The organism is Streptomyces sp. NPDC058812 (assembly GCF_042744565.1).
In the GTDB taxonomy this organism is placed as follows: Bacteria; Actinomycetota; Actinomycetes; order Streptomycetales; family Streptomycetaceae; genus Streptomyces; species Streptomyces thinghirensis.
On sequence record NZ_JBHYOB010000006.1, the window covers coordinates 249,598 to 268,607 of the forward strand.

General features: G+C 72.7%; 20 protein-coding genes. 9 read left to right on the top strand and 11 right to left on the bottom strand.

The window, feature by feature from the left end; all coding sequences use genetic code 11:
• Positions 1-52 precede the first annotated feature (52 nt).
• Entirely contained in the window at positions 53-1,060 is a 1,008-nt protein-coding gene (locus ACFW48_RS15015; RefSeq protein ID WP_386314506.1) for a sporulation protein, read from the bottom strand.
• A 306-nt stretch (positions 1,061-1,366) separates the two neighbouring features.
• Here ACFW48_RS15015 and ACFW48_RS15020 point away from each other — a divergent pair, with 306 nt between their 5' ends.
• The 3 genes from ACFW48_RS15020 to ACFW48_RS15030 all read left to right on the top strand — a co-directional run bounded on the left by ACFW48_RS15020 (position 1,367) and on the right by ACFW48_RS15030 (position 4,315).
• A complete protein-coding gene (locus tag ACFW48_RS15020) occupies positions 1,367-2,707 on the top strand; it encodes a hemolysin family protein (RefSeq protein ID WP_386314509.1) in 1,341 nt (446 codons plus the stop codon).
• Entirely contained in the window at positions 2,704-3,726 is a 1,023-nt protein-coding gene (locus ACFW48_RS15025; RefSeq protein ID WP_386314512.1) for a hemolysin family protein, read from the top strand. Before ACFW48_RS15020 ends, ACFW48_RS15025 begins: the two co-directional genes overlap by 4 nt.
• A gap of 76 nt (positions 3,727-3,802) precedes the next feature.
• Positions 3,803-4,315 (top strand): hypothetical protein, encoded by a 513-nt coding sequence (locus ACFW48_RS15030; protein WP_386314515.1) that lies wholly within the window; start codon positions 3,803-3,805, stop codon positions 4,313-4,315.
• A 129-nt stretch (positions 4,316-4,444) separates the two neighbouring features.
• Here the strand turns inward: ACFW48_RS15030 and tgmC are convergent, their stop codons facing one another.
• From tgmC to ACFW48_RS15055, 5 genes are all read right to left on the bottom strand, one after another.
• Positions 4,445-5,566, bottom strand: a complete 1,122-nt coding sequence (gene tgmC / locus ACFW48_RS15035; protein ID WP_386314518.1) for an ATP-grasp peptide maturase system methyltransferase — start codon at positions 5,564-5,566, stop codon at positions 4,445-4,447.
• Positions 5,559-6,545: an ATP-grasp ribosomal peptide maturase gene (gene tgmB / locus ACFW48_RS15040; protein ID WP_386314520.1), complete on the bottom strand. Its 987-nt coding sequence runs from the start codon at positions 6,543-6,545 to the stop codon at positions 5,559-5,561. Before tgmB ends, tgmC begins: the two co-directional genes overlap by 8 nt.
• A 10-nt stretch (positions 6,546-6,555) precedes the next feature.
• Entirely contained in the window at positions 6,556-6,828 is a 273-nt protein-coding gene (tgmA, locus tag ACFW48_RS15045; RefSeq protein WP_386314522.1) for a putative ATP-grasp-modified RiPP, read from the bottom strand.
• Between the two features lie 166 nt (positions 6,829-6,994).
• Positions 6,995-7,204: a hypothetical protein gene (locus ACFW48_RS15050; RefSeq protein WP_386314525.1), complete on the bottom strand. Its 210-nt coding sequence runs from the start codon at positions 7,202-7,204 to the stop codon at positions 6,995-6,997.
• Positions 7,201-7,560 (bottom strand): ATP-binding protein, encoded by a 360-nt coding sequence (locus ACFW48_RS15055; RefSeq protein WP_386314528.1) that lies wholly within the window; start codon positions 7,558-7,560, stop codon positions 7,201-7,203. The genes ACFW48_RS15050 and ACFW48_RS15055 overlap by 4 nt, the downstream gene beginning before the upstream one ends.
• A gap of 221 nt (positions 7,561-7,781) precedes the next feature.
• On the opposite strand from ACFW48_RS15055, the gene ACFW48_RS15060 reads away from it, so the two are divergent.
• The 3 genes from ACFW48_RS15060 to ACFW48_RS15070 all read left to right on the top strand — a co-directional run bounded on the left by ACFW48_RS15060 (position 7,782) and on the right by ACFW48_RS15070 (position 10,517).
• Positions 7,782-9,047 carry an XRE family transcriptional regulator gene (locus ACFW48_RS15060; RefSeq protein WP_386314531.1) on the top strand — a complete coding sequence of 422 codons (1,266 nt, stop codon included), beginning with the start codon at positions 7,782-7,784 and terminating at the stop codon, positions 9,045-9,047.
• Positions 9,032-9,571, top strand: coding sequence for a GNAT family N-acetyltransferase (locus tag ACFW48_RS15065; RefSeq protein WP_386314534.1), 540 nt, complete (start codon positions 9,032-9,034; stop codon positions 9,569-9,571). The genes ACFW48_RS15060 and ACFW48_RS15065 overlap by 16 nt, the downstream gene beginning before the upstream one ends.
• A gap of 274 nt (positions 9,572-9,845) precedes the next feature.
• Positions 9,846-10,517, top strand: a complete 672-nt coding sequence (locus ACFW48_RS15070; protein WP_386314536.1) for a hypothetical protein — start codon at positions 9,846-9,848, stop codon at positions 10,515-10,517.
• Between the two features lie 36 nt (positions 10,518-10,553).
• On the opposite strand, the gene ACFW48_RS15075 is transcribed toward ACFW48_RS15070, so the two are convergent.
• Positions 10,554-12,308, bottom strand: a complete 1,755-nt coding sequence (locus ACFW48_RS15075) for a SpoIIE family protein phosphatase (protein ID WP_386314538.1) — start codon at positions 12,306-12,308, stop codon at positions 10,554-10,556.
• Positions 12,309-12,534: 226 nt separating this feature from the next.
• On the opposite strand from ACFW48_RS15075, the gene ACFW48_RS15080 reads away from it, so the two are divergent.
• Positions 12,535-12,915 (top strand): MerR family transcriptional regulator, encoded by a 381-nt coding sequence (locus ACFW48_RS15080; RefSeq protein ID WP_386314541.1) that lies wholly within the window; start codon positions 12,535-12,537, stop codon positions 12,913-12,915.
• A gap of 238 nt (positions 12,916-13,153) precedes the next feature.
• Positions 13,154-13,357 (top strand): cold-shock protein, encoded by a 204-nt coding sequence (locus tag ACFW48_RS15085; RefSeq protein ID WP_121748131.1) that lies wholly within the window; start codon positions 13,154-13,156, stop codon positions 13,355-13,357.
• A gap of 75 nt (positions 13,358-13,432) precedes the next feature.
• On the opposite strand, the gene ACFW48_RS15090 is transcribed toward ACFW48_RS15085, so the two are convergent.
• The gene (locus ACFW48_RS15090; RefSeq protein WP_386314544.1) at positions 13,433-14,776 is read right to left on the bottom strand and encodes a hypothetical protein; all 1,344 of its coding nucleotides are present in this window, start codon (positions 14,774-14,776) and stop codon (positions 13,433-13,435) included.
• Positions 14,777-14,889: 113 nt separating this feature from the next.
• Between ACFW48_RS15090 and ACFW48_RS15095 the strand changes: the two genes are divergently transcribed.
• Entirely contained in the window at positions 14,890-16,128 is a 1,239-nt protein-coding gene (locus ACFW48_RS15095) for a molybdopterin-dependent oxidoreductase (RefSeq protein WP_386314546.1), read from the top strand.
• A 346-nt stretch (positions 16,129-16,474) separates the two neighbouring features.
• Here the strand turns inward: ACFW48_RS15095 and ACFW48_RS15100 are convergent, their stop codons facing one another.
• Genes ACFW48_RS15100 through ACFW48_RS15110 form a run of 3 tightly spaced genes read right to left on the bottom strand, consistent with a single transcriptional unit; the run spans position 16,475 to position 18,691 of the window.
• Entirely contained in the window at positions 16,475-17,341 is an 867-nt protein-coding gene (locus ACFW48_RS15100) for a class I SAM-dependent methyltransferase (protein ID WP_386314549.1), read from the bottom strand.
• Positions 17,338-17,967 (bottom strand): DUF2064 domain-containing protein, encoded by a 630-nt coding sequence (locus ACFW48_RS15105; protein ID WP_386314552.1) that lies wholly within the window; start codon positions 17,965-17,967, stop codon positions 17,338-17,340. Before ACFW48_RS15105 ends, ACFW48_RS15100 begins: the two co-directional genes overlap by 4 nt.
• Before the next feature lie 7 nt (positions 17,968-17,974).
• A complete protein-coding gene (locus ACFW48_RS15110) occupies positions 17,975-18,691 on the bottom strand; it encodes a glycosyltransferase family 2 protein (RefSeq protein WP_386314554.1) in 717 nt (238 codons plus the stop codon).
• Positions 18,692-19,010: the final 319 nt, after the last annotated feature.

Consider the following 19,010-nt stretch of genomic DNA (forward strand, 5'->3'; position numbering starts at 1 on the left):
AGAACTCCGTACGGGTCGGGAGGGGCGAGGTTCTACACCCGTGTAGAAGTTATCAGGCGTCCCCGTCACCCTCGAAGCCGTCCTCGAAGCCGTCCTCGGACTCGTCCTCGAAGAAGTCCCCCACCTCGTCGACGACCTCGGCCGCCACCATCCCGCCGGCGACCCCCACCGCGAGCCCCGCCGCGCTCGCCGCGCCCGCCGCGACGGCGGTGTCGGTGCCGGTGCCGGAACCGCCGGACAGGGCCCCGGACTCGTGCCCGTACACGGCGTGGGAGCCGTAGGACGCCCGGTGCTCGACCAGCTCCTGGACCCAGCCGTCGACGAGGGCGTTCCAGTCCTGCGGCCCGGTCGGCCCCTCGTGGGGGACGGTGAAGCGGCTGAGGGCGTCGTGGCCGTCGGAGAACGGGCCGCCGCGCTTGTCCGCCTCCAGCACCACCTCAAGGGCGCCGGACACGGCCAGGAAGGTCAGCTCGATCTCGTTGACCTGGTCGGCGTAGCGCGGGGGCGGGGTGAGCTCGATCTCCTGGTAGAAGGGCAGCTGCTGCCCGGTGCCGCCGATGCGGCCGTACTCCAGGTCGGCGGAGCGGAAGCCGAAGCCGAGCTGCCCGAAGGCCTCCAGGACGGCCTCCTGCGCGGGCAGGGGTGCCACGGTCAGCGGGTCCAGGTCGCCCTTGTCCCTGGCGTCGGCGACCGCCAGCTCGGTGCGCACGCCGAGCACGATGCCCAGTGGCTGCCCGTAGAGTTCGGTGACCGGTGTCTCCCAGGGCAGCGGCACCGTGAACGGCACACTGCGCCGCTCGCCCGCCGCGAGCCGGAAGTCCCCGCCGACGGTGTGCCGCCCGAAGACGACGCCCTCGCCCTCCCCGTGGTCGCCCCGCTCGGCCTCGACACGGGCCACCAGTTCCAGCGCGACGTGCTCGACATCGTGGTCGGCGGTGCCGCCGACGAGATGGACGTGACCCGGCAGCGCGCTCCCCGGCCGGGCGGCGCCCGGGTCGAGGACCGTGTCCACCGTGGGCCCGCCCACGCCGAGGGAACCGAGCAGCCGCTTGAACACCATCGAGGCGTTCACTCCTTCACGTTCGATCTCACGTTCGTCCGGGGAACAACCGAAACCGTCCGGCCGTTCTCTACAGGCGAGTAGAAGCATAGGGGTCCGAGGACATTGAGGACTCCCCATGCTTTTGCTCGTCCTTTACCATGAGAGGGAAATCCTCGGGCGACCGGCAGGTACCGGCGCCCGCCGACCCGTTAAGGAGTCCCGTTCCGTAATGGAGCCTCCCAGTACCGGCCGTGCCATGGCCGGCCCGCAGTCCTTCCTGTATGTGCGTGAGCCGTATGTGCGTGAGGGAAGCGGGGTGGCACGGTGACCGAGGTCCTGCTGCTCCTGCTGGCCCTCCTCCTCACCCTGGCCTGCGCCCTCTTCGTGGCGGCCGAGTTCTCCCTCACCACCGTCGAGCGCGGTGACCTGGAACGTGCCGCCGAGTCCGGCGAGCGCGGCGCCGACGGCGCCCTGAAGGCCGTACGGTCCCTGACCCTCCAGCTCTCCGGCGCCCAGCTCGGCATCACCGTGACCTCGCTGGTCATCGGCATGCTGGCCGAACCGTCCCTCGCGGTGCTGCTGCGCGGCCCGCTGCGGGCGATCGGCCTGGGCGGTGCCGCCTCGACGGTGGCGACCGTGCTCGGCGTGGTCGTCTCCACCGTCGTCCTGATGGTCGTCGGCGAGCTGGTCCCCAAGAACTGGGCGATCTCCCGCCCGCTGGCCGTCGCCAAGGTCGTCGCGGGTCCGCAGCGCGGCTTCACCACCGCGTTCGGCCCCTTCATCCGGCACCTGAACGACACCGCGAACCGCTGCGTACGCCGCTTCGGCCTGGAACCGGCCGAGGAGCTGGCGTCCGCCCGCAGCCCCGAGGAACTGGTCGCCCTGGCCCAGCACTCGGCCGCCGAGGGTGCCCTGGAGGCGGACTCGGCCGAGCTGTTCGTGCGCACCCTGCACCTGGGCGAGCTGACCGCGGAGAACGTCATGACGCCGCGCGTGGACGTCAAGGCCCTGGAGGCCCACGCCACCGCCGCCGACGCCGCGAACCTCTCGCACGCCACCGGCCTGTCCCGCTTCCCGGTCTACCGGGAGAGCCTGGACGAGGTCATCGGCACCGTGCACATCCGCGACGTCCTGGCCCTGGAGCCGGAGCGGCGCACCGCCACCCCCGTCACCGAGCTGGCCACCGCGCCGCTCCTGGTGCCGGACAGCCTGCCCGCGGACCGCCTCCTGGAGCGCATGCGCTCCACCCGCACCATGGCCGTCGTCATCGACGAGTACGGCGGTACGGCGGGCGTGGCGACCGTCGAGGACATCGTGGAGGAGGTCGTCGGCGAGGTGCGCGACGAGCACGACCCGGTCGAGATACCGGACCTGCTGCCCGCCCCCGCCGAGACGGACGGCCGCACGGCCTGGGAGGCCGACGGCTCGCTCCGCCTGGACCGTCTCGCGCGCATCGGCCTGACCGCACCGGACGGGCCGTACGAGACCCTGGCCGGCCTGGTCGCCACCCACCTGGCACGCATCCCCGCCAAGGGCGACGTCATCGACCTGGACGGCTGGCGCCTGGACGTCCTCGACGTCGACCACCACCGCGCCGACCGCCTGCGGGTCACCGCACCCGCGCCGGCCCCGTCCGCCGACCGGACGCCGGAGGTGGCCCGATGACCGCCGTACAGCTCCTCATCGGCGCCCTGACGCTGCTGACCAACGCGTTCTTCGTCGGTGCCGAGTTCGCCATGATCTCGGTACGCCGCAGTCAGATCGAGCCGCGCGCGAAGACGGGCGACAAGCGCGCCCGGATGACCCTGTGGGGCCTGGAACACATCTCCGCGATGATGGCCACGGCCCAGCTCGGCATCACCGTCTCCTCCCTCGTCCTCGGCGCGGTCGCGGAACCGGCCATCGCGCACCTGATGGAGCCGGTGTTCGAGGCGGTCCACATGCCGCACGCGCTGGTCCACCCGATCGCCTTCGCGATCGCCCTGGCCCTGGCGACGTACCTGCACATGCTGATCGGCGAGATGATCCCGAAGAACATCGCGCTGGCCGCCCCGGCGACCACCGCGCTGGTCCTCGGCCCGCCGCTGGTCGCCCTCACCCGGGCGCTGAAGCCGGTCATCTTCGGCATCAACGCCTTCGCCAACACGCTCCTCAAGCTGCTGCGGGTGGAGCCGAAGGACGAGGTCGAGGCGGTCTTCACCGACGACCAGCTGGCCCGCATGGTCGTCGACGCGAGCGAGGCCGGACTGCTCACCCCGGCCGACGGCGAGCGCCTGCGCGACGCGCTGGAACTGGGCACCCGCCCGGTCGGCGAGATCCTGGTCCCGGCCCAGAAGATGCGCACGGTCGACCACACGGTCACTCCGGCCGAGCTGGAGCGCATGGCCGCCGAGGCGGGCTACTCCCGCTTCCCGGTCACCGGCCCGGGCGGCACCGTCCTCGGCTACCTGCACATCAAGGACACCCTGGGCCTGACCGACCGCGACCGCCCCTTCCCGCGCGCGGCCCTGCACCGCGTCACCCGCGTCCGCATCGACACCCCCCTGGACGACACCCTCACCGCCCTGCGCACCGAGGACAGCCACCTGGCCGCCGTCACCGGCGAGACGGGCGCGGTCCTGGGCTTCGTGACGATGGAGGACGTCCTGACGGAACTGGTGGGCCCGACGACACCGGTGGCATGACCCCGGGAACGCGGGAACTACCGCACGACCACGACCGTCTCCCACAGCGACACCGGTACCGCTGTGGGAGGCGCGCATGGCCATGGTCGGCCTGTTCTGGATCACCGAGGACTGCGTGTACGTGGGCGCCGAACCCACCGGTACGGCGCCCGGCGTACGGCTGACCAAGGACGGGGTCGAGACCCTGGGGTCGGACCAGGGTGGCCGCTCCTGGCCCTGGGCCTCGGTCGGCGGCATCGACGTACGGGACGTGGCCGTGCGCTCCACGGTGCGGCGGCTGGCCTCGATGGCGTTCGACTCGCTGGTCGTCCTGGTCACCGGCGACGGCGAACACCCGCCGGCCTTCACGGTGCGGGTGGAGACCGAGAACGACGGCCCGGTGGAGACGACCGCCCTGGCCGCCGCCCCCGGAGGCATCCACACCCCGGAGGAGTACGACCTCTCCCGCACCCTCCTCACCCGCCTCGCCGCCGGTGACACGTCCGTCGAGGACCTCCTCGCCTGGCGCCGGGACGAGCCCGAGGACGTCGCCCCGACCAGGGACGAACAACTGGCACTCCTGCGGCATTGGACGACGCCCCCGGCCTGACCCACCACACTTCGCCCAGCTAGCTCATGCGGGCGCAGGCCGGCAGCCACGCGGGACCGTTTCGGCGAGAACGTGGCCCCGTTGCTCGCCGAGGCCGCCGAGAAACGTGTCGGAGACCGTCATCCGCTCTCACGCCCAGGTGAGGTGTTGCCCGTCGGGGCCGACATGAAGTCTCATACGGTCGGCCGACGGGCGCCCGTCCCCCTGCCACTGCATGACACGCTGGGTGACCGCGTCCCACAGACGCGCCGTGCCGCCCTGCCGGGCCATCCACCGTCCGTCGGCTTGGAAGACGACCGCCCACGCCTCGGCGTCCACGTCGATCAGGACGTGTTCCGTCCGCCCCTCACGCTCCAGCATGAGCCGTTGTGCGCGCGGCACGGCGAACTGTGCGACGAACCGGGCCGTCCAGTCATCGAGCGCATCCGCGCCCAGCTTCGCGGGCACCGCGTCGCCCTCACTGAGGTTCGGCAGGATGCCCAGCGGGGGCGGAAGGTGGGGACGGGCCAGCATGAATGAGACCTGTCCGCCGAGAACCGGGCCGCTTGCCGTGCCGTCGTCGGCGACCGTGAGCCGTACGAGTTCGGACGCGTGCATCCACCCGCCGACCGTGACCAGGACCTCACCCCCGGGGCGCGTCTGAGCGAGCCAGACGGTCGGCACGGTGTGCACACCGCATGTGGCGATCACTCGGTCGTACGGACTGCCCGCCTTGTAGCCGGCCAGTCCGTCACCGACCACGCGGGTAGGCCAGTACCCGGCGCCCGCGAGGGCCATTCCAGCACGGGCGGACACCTCGGCGTCGACCTCGGCCGTGGTCACGTTCTCCTCGCCGACGACATGGCAGAGCAGCGCGGTTGAGTAACCCGTGCCCGTGCCGATCTCCAGGACGCGCGTCCCCTCGGTCGCCCGCAGGTCTTCGAGCATCCGCACGACCAGGCTCGGGAGGGTGGACGACGACGAGGGGGCCGCGGCGAGGCGCCCCTCGACCTGGTCGGGAAAGACGCCCCCCGCCACCTGCGTCACGAGGGAGTCGTCTTCGTAAATCCGCGTGAGTCCTTCCGCGGAGTTCCCGGCCGCAGGCCGGTACCAGCCGCCGTCTTCGTACTCGAACCAGCCGCGCGAGAGGAACGCCTCGCGGGGCACCGACATGACGGCCGCCTCCCATTCGGGGCTGCGCAGGGTGCCGGACTTGGACAGACGCCGCGCGAGGTCGGCCCGTAGGTGTTCCGAGTGCAGGGGGTCAGTCATGACGGCTCGCTCCGTTCTCCAACAGGTCTGCGATTGCGTGTGTGATCGGCAGTCCGGCCGCGTCTTCGAGCCACGCCCACTGGCCATTGGGGTTGCATTCCAGGAACCACCATGCGCCGTCCGCTGTCACGGCGAAGTCGAATGCGCCGAAGTTCAGCCCGAAGGCGGCGAGGAACCGCACCAACGCCCCGCGCATCTCGTCCGGGCAGGCGACCGGCTCATAGGTGAGGCTCTGGTACTCGGATCTCCAGTCCACAACCCCGGGAGGGGCGGTAATCCGGGCGCTGAACACCTGCTCGCCGACGACGACCGCCCGCACGTCCGCCACCTTGGGCACCCGGGCTTGGAACAGGTGCGCGCTGTGGCGCACCGCGCCGTCGACCTCGCCCGCCTCGACCGGGGCTGCCCAGATTCCGGCAGGTTCACCCTCAACGTCGTACGCCCCGGCGTGCAACGGCTTGTAGATGGTGGTCTGTTCGGTACAGAACTGTCTGGCCTCCCCCGGATCGTTCGAGATCAGGGTGGCCGGGACCGTGAGCCCTGCCCGGGCCGCCGCGTCCAACTGCGCGGGCTTGTACTCCGCCCGCGCGATCGCCTGCGGGTGGCTCAGATACAGGCACCCCGGCAGCGCACCCAGCACGCCGCCAAAGCCGCGCCGGTTCTCCTGTGCGGCGAACCGGTCCGCCTGCCCACCTCCCTCCGTCGGGTAGGGGCTCGGCCGACGGTGATACAGGGCGCGTACGGCGGAGAGTTCGGCTGTACGGTCCCCGACCGTCAGCCGCCCGTTCCAGCCTTCCCCAGACTTCGTTCGGGAGGTGCCCCCAGCACCGATGTGCGCGACAAGCGCCATGGACGCCGGAAAGTCGCGCCCTGGGTCGAATCGGAGGACGGGCACCCGGCGTCGGTTCAGTTCCGCGATGACCAGATCAGCGGTTGCGTCCTCGTACTCCGTGCAGACCAGCACCGGGCGTCCGTCCATGGCGCTACTCCTAGTCCTGCGTCGCGTCGTGGCCGGAGTCGGCGTCTACCTTGCCGTCCTTGCCGACCTGTGTGGGCGGGTAGGTGTTCACGCTCGTGCCGTGCTTGCCGAGTTCGGCCGGTGTCACCGCCCCGTCCTCCCCGATCCATCGGCCGGTCTGCGTGGTCGGTTCGATGCCCGCATACCGCCACGGCGAGGGAGAACCGTTGCGCAACGGAGTCATACGGCGCAGCCCCCACGGGGTCGGTGCGGCGGTCTCCGTACCTGCGAGATTCGTTTGCAAGTCTCCTCCTTGGTTGCTTCGTACGTTGATGGTCTTGCAGGATCCGCCCCGGCCGGCGCTTTCCTGCCCAGGGGGCGCGGCCACATCGCGGGACCGACCGTGAATCCGCGAAGCGCATCTACTGCTTGACTCCATGAGAGAACGTGGGAAGCGCCGCTCCGCACGCTCAAGCCTTCCGCTCCCTCTCGATCCGCTCCTCGCGCGCCACGGTGACCGACAGCTTCTCCGCGTTCGGGACCGTCCAGGTAAGGGCCCAGGAGTACATCTCACGCAGGATGTACGTACCGTCCCTCCTCACGTCGCTGACAACGCATTCCTTGCCCGTATCGGCGTCATAGACCTGGTCACCGACCCACGGTGCCTCCTTCTCGGTCATCGGGCCGACTCGCACTGCAGGTCGGCCCAGACCTGCTTGCCCCACTGGTAGAGATCGGTCCCCCAGCGCTCAGTCAGGTGGTCGACCAGCAGAAGCCCACGGCCCCGGAGCTGATCGCCGTTGGAGTCGGTCCGCAACATCGGGATGGCCGTCGAGCGGTCGACCACTCCGAGCCGCACCCAGCCCTCGGTGGGCCGCGAAAGGACCACGCGGATCGAGGCGAGGCGGCCGTGGTCCACGGCGTTGGAGACCAACTCGGTGATGATCACCACGGCGTCGTCGATCCGGTCTTCCAGGTCCCAGGCGGCCAGAGCGGTCCGCACGAGCCTGCGGGCGACGGCTGCACTCTCCGCCACGCGGGGGAGCGTCTCGGAGTATCCGGGGTGCCCCGTGGGGCGTGGCGTTGCCATCACAGTCATCAGAACCTCGTAGGTGCGGTTGCGGTGTGGCCCTACTTGAGTGAACGGCTCCAGGCCGCGCAGGGGCAGGAAAAGCGCGGGGCGTGTGCTTCGGGACCGACCGGAAATTGCTCTGCCTTCACTACTGCTGATGGGCAGTCAGTCACTACCGTGGGTATGTGCAGGGCAACGAGAGCCTCAACAGCGCCATGCAGGAGAGCGGCCTCGCGCAGGGCGAGTTGGCCGACAAGGTGAACGCTCACCTGATCGGTGAGGGACACGCGGGAACGGTCAGCGACCGCACAGTCCGCAACTGGTTGACCGGAAGAACGACCTGGCCCCATCGCAGACAACGTGAGGCTTTGGAGGCAGTATTCGGCTGTACTGCCGAAGAGTTGGGCTTCAACCCACCGCCGCGAAGACGACACATCCCGAACCCTGCGGAGGATCCCGTGAGGCGCCGCGACTTCCTCACAGCCGCCAGTGGCGCGACGACCGCGGTGGCGGTTCCCTACGTCGGCGCACCGCCCCGGGTGGGCACCTCCGACGTCCTCCGGCTGCGCAGCGGGCTGGATGCCCTGATGGCTTTGGACGACACCCGAGGAGGCCACGAAGACCTGGAGCGGGCCGCGTTGGCCGGTGCCGCCGAGGCCCTGGAGAAGCAGAAGCTCGGGGCCACCCAGCGCATCCGCTTTCGCCTCTTCTCCGTCGCCGCCGACTACACCGCTACGGCCGCCTGGAGTGCCCTCGACGCCCGACAGTCGGACCGCGCCCACGCCCTGCTGGGAAAGGCGCTGTACTTGGCAGGGATGGCTCAAGACCCTGTGGCGGAGCTGCGAGTCTGGAACTCGTACGCCATGCTTGCCCACCAGCGTGGGGAGCACACGGAAGCTGTCGACTCCGCGCAGGCCGCGCAGTCCGCCTCGATCACCAAACGTGACCCGCTCTTCGCCTCTCTGGCCCACGCCCGTACGGCCGTCAGCCACTCGAACCTCGGTGATCGCCAAGCCGCCATCCGCTCCCTGGGGCATGCCCAGGAGGCCCTGGGCAAGGCGGAGCAGAATCACGCTCGGCCGAGCTGGATGGCCTTCTTCGGGCAGGCTGAGCTGACGGCCATGACGGCGATCGTCCGAGACCGGATCGGGGACTTCGCAGATGCCGAGGCCGCCTCGCACAAGGCCCTGGGGACGATTCCCGAGCAGTTCCGCAGGAACCGCGCCTTGGCCACCGCACGACTCGCCCTGGCGCAGCTCCACCAGCGGGACATCGATCAGGCGTGTGCCACGGCCTCCAGTGTCTTCGAGCTGATGGAGGGCTCGCCGCTGCCAGGAAGGATGCGGTCACTCCTCGGCGACTACTACCGCGACTTGATCACTCTTGCGCCGGACGCGGCACTCGCACGAGAGTGGGGAGACCGCTATCGAGCCGAATGGAGGCGAGCTTGAGCGCCGCCGATCTGGACGTCCGCCGCTTCGCGCACAAGGACCTCCCGCGGATCCGCCAGGCCCTGATCGACGTGCACGCCGACGCCTATGCCGATGCGATGCATGACGAGTTCAACCAGCGCTTCCCCTGGTTCGTGGACCACTGGGGCGGTCACCCCGAGTTCGCCTGCGTGATCGCCTTCGACGGCGAGGAGCCGGTGGCCTTCGCCTACGGCGCCCCGGCGAACCCGGATCGGGAGTGGTGGCGCGAGCACCTGAAGCCCGCTCCGGAGAAGAGCCGGACGTTCTCCTTCTCCGAGCTGGCCGTTCGCAGGAAGTGGCGTAAGACCGGGACGGCCGAGCTGGTGAGCCGGACGCTCCTGGGGAGCAGGGACGAAGACCTCGCGGTCCTGCTCGTCGACCTTGAACACCCCCGGGTCGAAGCGCTGTACGAGTCCTGGGGTTTCCGGAAGGTCGGAGACCGTCAGCCCTTCCCGGACTCACCGGTGTATGCCGTGATGCTGGCCGACTTGCCCCTGAAGTAGCACCCGCCCCGTGGCCGAGATTGGAGCGAACGTTCCGGAAGCACAGCGCACAGGCGGCGTGTCGCCGGGACATTCGCTCCAATCATGCCGAAGGGACCGGCTCCGCACCCGCCGATGGGCCGACCCCGGCGTCCGGCGGCGCCCGACAGCCCGGGGCCCGGGAGTACCGTGGAGGAACCGGGGGCCCGCCGTGCACCGGCCCCGACACCGGTGCCGCTCCCGGCGATCGACGACACCGGGCCGGACCGCCCGAGCCCGGGGCAGGACTCGCCTCATGACCGTGAACGTGCCGGTGCGGCCGACGACCACAGAACGCTACGAGCGGCACGCCGGGCCGGACCGGCCGGGCTCGCGCGAGCAGCGGCCGGAACGGGGCTCCTCGCCCCAGGCCGGGGAACGCGTCCGGCCGCTCAGCCGACGCCAGATCGAGGACCGTTTCGGGGACCTCGGCGACCTGTACGCGCAGACCTCCGGCGGCGGCCCGCGGGCGTGGAACGAGGCCCGTGGCGCCTTCCTGCGGCAGCTGGCGGCCGACGTACGGCGACCGGGGTTCTCGCTGCTGATAGCGGAGAGCACCGTCCTGACCGGCTGCGCCTACGGCTATCCCGTACCCGGCGGTGGTGCCGGGGGAGTGCGGGGCCTGGACGCCTGTCTGCCGAGGAGCGTGCTGCCCGTCGCCGCCTCCGGACGGCTCTTCCTGGTCTCCGGGATCATCGTCCCGGCCCGCGTGCGCAGGCGGAACCAGGACCGCGCCTGGAACCTCGCCCGGCGCCTGCAGAAGCGACTGCTCACCGAGCACGACGCCGCCCTCGGCGTCACGCTGGTGGACCGGACCGACGCCGCGACCGTCCACGCGTTGCGCTCCTGGGGCTGGCGCTACGCCGAGGGCGACACGCTCCAGGCGTCCCTGCTCGGCCCGTACGGCGTCCTCCTGCTCGGGCCCTGAGCCGCCCCGCGCCGTCTCGTGCCGCCGTGCCCCGCGTCAGGGCGCCGGCAGGCGAAGGGCGAGCAGGGCGATGTCGTCGCTGCTGCCGGGCGGCATCCGGGCCAGCACCTCGTCGCACAGGGCGTCCAGTGGCTCGTGGACGAGCGCGAGGGCGTTGCGGCGCAGTCGGCCGAGGCCGGTGTCCAGGTCGCTGCCCGGTACCTCGACCAGGCCGTCCGTGTAGAGCAGCAGCGTGGATCCCGGTGGCAGCGGCACCGTGGCGTCCGGCCGGCGGCCGCCCGCTCCCAGGCGGGCGCCGAGCAGCAGTCCCTGCCCGGCCTCCAGGTATCGCGCGCCTCCGTCCGGGGTCAGCAGGAGGGGCGGTGGGTGGCCGGCGCTCGTCCACCGCAGGGTCCACGGCCCGGCGCGCGGGCCTTCGACGCGGGCGAGGACGAGGGTGGCCATGGAGACGGTCGTGACGGCCTGCATGGCGTCGTCGAGGCGGTCGACGATGGCGCCGGGCGGTTCGGAGCGGTCCCAGGCCAGTGAGCGCAGTACCCCGTGCAGCTGGGCCATGCCTCCGGCGGCCGCCAGGTCGTGCCCGACCACGTCACCGATGACCAGCGCGAGCGCGCCGTCCCTCAGCTCGAACGCGTCGTACCAGTCGCCGCCGACCTGGGAGCCGGCCGGGGCGGGCTGGTAGCGGGCGGCCAGCCGCAGCGGGCCCGGCTGGGGCAGCGGAGCGAGCAGGTTGCGCTGCATGGCTTCGGCGACGGCGCGCTGGCGGCCGTACCGGCGCGCGTTGTCGATGACCAGCCCGACCCGGCGGCCGATGTCGCTCACCACCTCCAGGTCGCCCGCGTCGAAGGGGTGCGCCGGATTGGTGCGCACCAGGGTCAGGGCGCCGGTGACCTGCCGGTGGGCGCCCAGCGGCACCGTGAGGACGGAGGTCGCGCCCACGCTCCGCAGGAAGTCGCTGTGCACGGCGGCCAGGGGGGAATCGCGCCGGGCGGCTTCCTCGTCCCTCTCAGGCCTCTGCCCCTCCTTCCGCAGTACGGGCTCGCCCTCGTTCAGCACCCGCGCCAGCGGTGACAGGGCCGCGCTTCCGGTCTTCGGCACCGGACCGCGCCAGTCCCCCCGCGCCGTGTCCCGGCCCGCGGGTCCGGTCACCGCCACCCGGTGCACCTGCCCGGAGCCGGTCAGCAGGTCCACCGCCGCCCAGTCCGCCAGGCGGGGCACCAGAAGGCGGCCCAGCCGGGCCAGGGCCTCGTCGGTCTCCAGCGTCTGCCCCAGTACGTCAGTGATCTCCGCGACCAGCGTCAGCCGCTCCGTCAGATCCTCCAGGGCGCTGGTGTAGGCGGAGCGCTCCCGGCGCGCCCCGCGGTCGGCGGCGGCGTCCGACGCGATGCCGGTGAACAGCAGGGCGGTGCCCCTCGCGGATCCGTCGTCCGTCAGGGGGGACGCGGACCAGGACACCGCGGTCAGGCCGCCGTCACCGCGCAGATAGCAGTCGCCCTCGCCGCGCGCGGCGGTCCCTCGGGCCAGCGCCTGGAGGAGCGGGCACTGGTCCCGCGGGATCCTGCCACCGTCCGCGCCCCGGTGGAGCAGGTCATGGGCGTCCGCGCCGAGCATCGTCGCCGCCGCACGGTCCAGCAGCAGTTCGGCGGCCGGGTTGACCGCGACGATCCGCCCGGCCGTGTCGATCACGGTCAGGGCGGCGCCCAGTTGCTCGGCGACCCGCTGCCAGAAGTCCGGTTCCGCGGCCCACCGCGGTCCCGCGTCCTGCGCACCGGGCCCCACACCGTTCGCCACGTCGCCCCTCCACTTCCGCCATCAGTGGTCCGATGGTCCGATCGTCCCCGGACGGGATCACGGCCGCCCGCCGACACGCGTCGACTGCCCCGGCACCGTGGCCGGAACCCTGCGGATATGTGTTCGCCGCGACAGGTATCCGACAGGCGCGACTAGAGTTCAGGTGCGGGGGAACCGGATTCCCCTGCGGCGGGCCGTGTCCCCAGCGGTTCGCAGGAAGGTATGCATGCCCCCGGAGAGCAGGCTGAACGCCGAAGGTCGGCCGCAGGCCGCCGACCGGCTCGACGACGATCAGTACCCGGCGTACACCATGGGCAGGGCGGCCGAGCTGATCGGAGCCACGCCCGGTTTCCTCCGCGCCCTCGGTGAGGTGGGACTGATCAGCCCGAAGCGTTCGGAAGGCGGGCACCGCCGCTACTCGCGCCAGCAACTGCGCCGTGCCGCCCGCGCCCGCGAGCTGGTCGGCCAGGGAACGCCCATCGAGGCCGCCTGCCGTATCGTCCGCCTGGAGGACGATCTGGAGGCGGCGCTGCGCATGAACGAGGCGCTCCGCCGCGAGGCCGAGCCGTCCGGCGACGGAGGGAACGGAGCACGGCGCCGCGAGTGAAAAACTGCCTCCGGTGAAGCAGATATTCGCCGAACGCCGGAAAAACAATTCTGCGGTAAATCGGAGCGCCATTCCGTGCGATTCATTTCGCGTGGCGCCGATTCCTATCGTGCTAGGCTGGGCATCAGTTGCAGTTGTGGTTGCCATTTGTGTTACCGGTTTTCCGGGCAGGTGATCATCGCAGCGATGGGAAGGTCCGCACGGTGTGGGCCTCCAGCACTGCCTAGGAGTAAAAGACATGGCTTCCGGTACCGTGAAGTGGTTCAACGCCGAAAAGGGCTTCGGTTTCATCGCGCAGGACGGCGGCGGCGCCGACGTCTTCGCCCACTACTCGAACATCGCCACCCAGGGCTTCCGCGAGCTCCAGGAGGGCCAGCGGGTCAACTTCGACGTCACGCAGGGCCAGAAGGGCCCGCAGGCGGAGAACATCGTTCCCGAGTAATCGCGCGCGAACCGCTCATGAGGGCCCGCACCGCAAGGTGCGGGCCCTCATGCGTGCGCCCGGCGGCCCGTTCGCTCACCAGCCGGTCGCCAGCAGGTGGTTGAGGAGCAGGGCCAGTACGGCCTGCGCCGCCAGCCACACGCGCGGGCGGCCGAGGAACGCGCAGGCCGGGAGCAGCCACAGGGCGAAGGGGAGCCAGATGCGTTCCGTCTCCGCCTTGCTCATGCCGGACAGGTCGGCGACCAGCAGGGCGAGCAGCCCGGCCGCCACCAGGAACGCCAGGCGGGCGTCCTCGGCTCTCACGGCGTCGTCACGCCGCCGCCGGACCAGCACACCCGCGGTCCGCCGCAGGCCCGCCACCGTCGCCAGACCCGTGATGAGCACCGTGCAGGCGAGGTTCGCCCACACCCAGTAGCCGTAGGGGCGGACGCCGGCCGCGCCCTGGTAGTACCGCTCGACCAGCAGGTGGTACGCCTCCCACCAGTCGAACCCGGCCGCGGTGAACGCCACCGGCACCACCGCCATCCCCGCCAGCAGCGGCACGAACAGCACGGGACGCTCCCGCACCCCGCGCCGGCCGAGCCACAGCACCGCCGCCCCGATCACCGCGAACAGTGTCAGGCCGTACGAGAGATAGCAGGTCAGGCCGAACAGCAGCCCCGACCCCGCCGCCCACCACAGCGAGCGTCCGGTGACCGCGAGGGCCAGCAGCGCCACCGCCCACGCGGCGACCGCCGCGAAGTAGCCGTCGGCCGACGTGCCCATCCACACCGCGGCCGGCGCCAGGACCAGGAAGGGCGCCGCCCGCCGGGCGAGCCGCTCGCCGGCCAGCGCCCGCACCGCCACCAGCACCGCCACGCACGCCGTCGCGCCCACCGTGATGCACCAGACCCCGGCCCAGCCCCCGCCGCCCAGCCCGATCCGGTCGAGCAGCACGAAGGTGAGCGTGGCCCCCGGCGGGTGACCGGCGACATGGGCGGGCCAGTTGTCGGGGGAGTGGAGAAGGATGTGCCCGTTGAAATCGCGCAGGGTCGCCGGTACGTCGTGCCAGCGGCCGATGACCGAGAGGTACTCCTGACTGGTGGTGAGCCGGCCGGCGATGCCCCGGTGCCAGCCGTCGATCAGGGCCAGCGACCAGGTCCAGGCCATCGCGGCGCCCCAGGCCGCGGGGAGCAGCGCGCGCCACGGCAGGCGGGCGGCGACGGCCGGTCCGTACGCCGCGGTCGCCGCGGCCACCAGGACGGCCGCCGGGGTGCCGGGGCCCAGATGCGGACCCCAGCGGCCGAGCAGCGGCGGCCAGCCGACGATCAGGGTGTCGTAGGTGTACGCGTTGCGGCCGACCAGGATGGCGGCGGCGACGAGCAGCACGGCGGCCGCGACGGCGTAGAGGTCGCGAGGGAGGGAGCGCAGGCGGGTCACGTCGGCACCGTAGGCCGGGAGATCGCCCACGGGATGCCGCACGCGGCGGACGTCAGCGTTTCGTCATGGGTCGGGGACCGTCTCCGGCGCCGGTCCCGGCCTACCGTCGGGACATGCGCGACCTCGCCTCACGGCTCCCGTCCTCCCCGGGCTTCTGGCGCAGCCCCCTGCGCGGCCCCCGGTTCACGGCGGTGCTCGGCCTCGTCCTGCTCGTCGGCATCACCGTGCTGTTCGTGACGGGCCTGCTCTCGTACGCCGCGTACAACCCCGACCTGGACCCGGTCAACGACAAGACCCCGGACAAGGGACTCCTCGGCTTCCACCTCTTCGCGTGGCCGACCGACCCGGACTGGCTGTACCGCCTCACCCAGGGCGTCCACGTCACCCTCGGCCTCACCCTGATCCCGGTGCTGCTGGCCAAGCTGTGGTCGGTCGTGCCGAGGCTCTTCACGCTGCCGCCGGCCCGCTCGCTCGCGCACGCGCTGGAGCGGATCTCGCTGCTGCTGCTGGTCGGGGGCGCGCTGTTCACGTTCCTGACGGGTGTGCTCAACATCCAGCTCGACTACGTCTTCCCCGGCTCCTTCTACCCGCTGCACTTCTACGGGGCCTGGGTCTTCTTCGCCGCGTTCGTCGCGCACGCCGCGCTCAAGGTGCCGGTGGCGCTGCGCAACCTCCGGGCGATGCGCGAGGAGCGCGACGACGACCTGGTCGCCCCGCGGCCCGACCCGCCCACCGTCTCGCGGCGCGGGGCGCTGTGGCTGGTGGGCGGCGGCTCGCTGCTGATGTTCGCCACGAACGCCGGCCGCAGCTTCGACGGGCCGCTGCGGGAGACGGCCGTGCTCTCGCCGCACGGCGGCCCCGAACCGGGGAACGGGCCCAACGGCTTCCAGATCAACAAGACGGCCGCCTACGCGGGCATCGACCCGGCCGAGACGAGCGAGGACGCCTGGCGGCTCGTCGTCACGGGACGCACGGGGGACGTCCGGCTCGGCCGGGCCGAGCTGCTGCGCATGGAGCAGTACAGCGCGGCGCTGCCCATCGCCTGTGTCGAGGGCTGGTCGACGTCCGACCAGTGGTGGCGCGGGGTGCGGCTGCGGGACCTCGCCGCGCTCGTGGGCTTCGAGGACGACCCGCCGGACGTGTTCGTCGAGTCCCTCCAGCGCCGGGGCGCCTTCCGCAGCGGGGCGCTGCGCGCCAACCAGGTCGCCGACTCGCGCTCGCTGCTCGCCCTGTACGTCAACGGCGAGGCGCTGAGCCCGGACCACGGCTACCCGGCGCGGATCATCGTGCCCGCCGCGCCCGGCGTGCTGAACACCAAGTGGGTGGCCCGGATGACGTTCGGAGACCTGTGATGAACCCTGTGCGCGGGCTCCCGCGCCCCGCGACCGGCAGGCTCGGCGTGATCGACGGTCCCTTCCGGATTCTCCTGCTCGCCTGCTCGTTCGCGCTCGCGGGTTACGCGGGTGTGCGGCTGCTCGCCGGCGACTGGCTCGGCGTGGTGCTGTGGTTCGTGGGGGCGGCGCTGCTGCACGACCTGGTGCTGCTGCCCCTGTACGCGGTGGCCGACCGGGCGGTCCTGCGCGGGCTGGGGGCGGCCGGACACCGCGCCTGGGCGCTGTACGTGCGGGTCCCCGCCGCCTTCTCCGGGCTGCTCCTGCTGGTCTGGTTCCCGTTGATCAGCGGCCGGGTGGACGCGCGTTACCGGTCGGTCGCCGCGCTGTCGGCGGACGGGTTCCTCGCCCGCTGGCTGCTGATCACGGCCGCGCTGTTCGGCGGCTCGGCGCTGTTGCTGGCGCTGCGGTCGCTGCGGTCGCGGCGCTCGCGGCGGTCGCGGCGGTCACTGCGCAGGGCGACGAAGCGGCGTTCCCCCGACGTCCACTGAGCGACGGTCCGCAGGCCGGCGGTACCCGCGTGGCGCAGCAGGGCGGGCGTGCCGATCCGCGCCCAGGGAAAGGGGCGGTCGGCGGCGTGGGCGTCGGTGACGTCGACGACCTGCACGTGGGTGCGTTCGTCGACGTCCACCGGGGCCGTCTCGGCGATCAGCAGGCCGCCGGGCGCGAGCAGGGCGGCGACGCGGACGAGCAGGGCACGGGGGTCGCCGCCGATGCCGACGTTGCCGTCCATGAGGAGGGCGGTGCCCCACCGGCCCTCGCCCGGCAGGGGCTCGAAGACCGAGCGCCGCAGCGACTGGCCCCCGAGCCGCAGGGTGCGGGCGACGGCGGCCTCGCTGACGTCGATGCCGAGGACGGTCCGGCCCCGGGCGGCGAGTTCCGCCACCAGCCGACCGGGTCCGCAGCCCACGTCGAGTACGGCGCCCTCGCACCGGTCCAGCACCTCCAGGTCGACCGCGTCGGCCCGCGCACACCAGCGCTCGACCTCCAGCGGCAGCAGCCAGCCGTCCACCCGGCGCAGGAACAGCGGACCGCGGCCGGCGCGCAGGGCGGCGGAGTAGGGGTCGGAGGCGGCCCAGGGGCCGGGCGCGGTGCCTCGCGGGGCGGGTACCCCGACACGGCCGGAGGCGCTGCCCAACCGGCCGCTCGCCCGCCCGCCCGTAGCCCTGCTCATCGGCCCGCCCGTCGGCCCGTGACCTCCGTGCACGCGGCCAGCCGGGCGGCGAACCGGCCGTGCGGGGCCAGTGCGGCCACGGCCGACGCGTCGGCGGCGGTGTCGACGTCGCGCAGGCGCGGCAGGTCGCGCACCCGCAGCCCCGCCGCGAGGAGCCGCGCCCGCTGCACCTCCCCCGTCACCGGCGTCGACATGGGCACGCCCCGCAGCAGCGCGGGGTCGGGGCGGGCCAGGCCAAGAGCCCAGAAGCCGCCGTCCTCGGCCGGACCGACGTACGCGTCGCAGCCGGTGAAGTCCACAGTGAGCAGCTCCGGCGTCACCTGCGGGGTGTCCATCCCGATCAGCAGGGCGGGCCCGGCGCATCCGGCGAAGGCGTCCGCGAGCCGTTCGTCGAGGCCGCCCGCGCACTGCGGTACGACATCGATGCCGGGCGGCAGCCAGGGGCCGGGGGCGCCGTCGAGCACCAGCACCCGGCGCCGCGCGGGCGTCGCGGCCACGGCGCGCAGGGTGTCGGCGAGGGCCGCCTCGGCGAGCGCGGCCGCCTGAACCGGCGTGAAGGGCGGGGTGAGCCGGGTCTTGACCCGGCCGGGACGGGGTTCCTTGGCGATGACGAGAAGGGTGGTCACGTGCCGCTCACCTCGGGCTCTCTTCGCGGGCCGGACCGTCGGCCGGCGCCTCGGCCAGGACACGGCGCATGTCCCGTACCGCGTCCCAGGTGCCGCGCCAGGTCCCCGTCACCTTCGAGGCGCCGGTGCGGGGCAGGTAGGGCACGTCGTGCTCGGTGATCCGCCAGCCCGCGTCGGCGGCGCGCACCACCATCTGCAGCGGGTAGCCGCTGCGCCGGTCGGTGAGACCGAGGGCGAGCAGCGACTCGCGGCGGGCGGCGCGCAGCGGCCCGAGGTCGTGCAGGCCGAGGCCGGTGCGGCGGCGCAGCATCCGGGCGAGCGCGAGGTTGCCCGCGCGGGCGTGCACGGGCCACGCGCCCCGGCCCTGCGGACGCCTGCGGCCGAGCACCAGGTCGGCCGTGCCGGCGCGGATCTCGCGCACGAAGGGTGCCAGCAGGGCCGGGTCGAGGGAGGCGTCGCAGTCGCAGAAGCAGACGACGTCGGCGGTGGCGGCGGTCAGCCCGGCGTGGCAGGCGGCGCCGAAACCGCGGCGCGCCTCGGTCACGACCGTGGCGCCGAGCCCGCGGGCGACGTCCGCCGAGCCGTCGGTGGAGCCGTTGTCGACGACGAGCGCGCGCCAGCCGGCCGGGACACGGGCCAGGACCCAGGGGAGGGCCCCGACCTCGTTCAGGCACGGGAGCACGAGGTCGACGTCCGGAGCGGGCGAGGTGGTCACGGCTTTCACCCTACGAACCCGAATCGGGCGAATCGGACTTCCGCTCCTTACGAAACGCGGACGTCGCGGGTCCGGCGACCCCGGGGGACGCCGCCGACGGGGGCACGGTGCGAGGCTGGGCGCATGCAGCAGCAGCCGTACGAGTCCGCGCCCTGGAACGGGCCACCGGCCGGGCCTTCGGCCGGGCCCCGCGCCGGGTCACCGGCCGCGTCTTTGGGCGTGCCCCGGCCTGGGTCTTCGGTCGGGTCTTCGGATGCGCCGTGGGACGCGCTCCCGGACGTGTTCCCGGCCGCGCTTCCGGGTGCGTCTCCGGGTGGGGCCCGGCCCG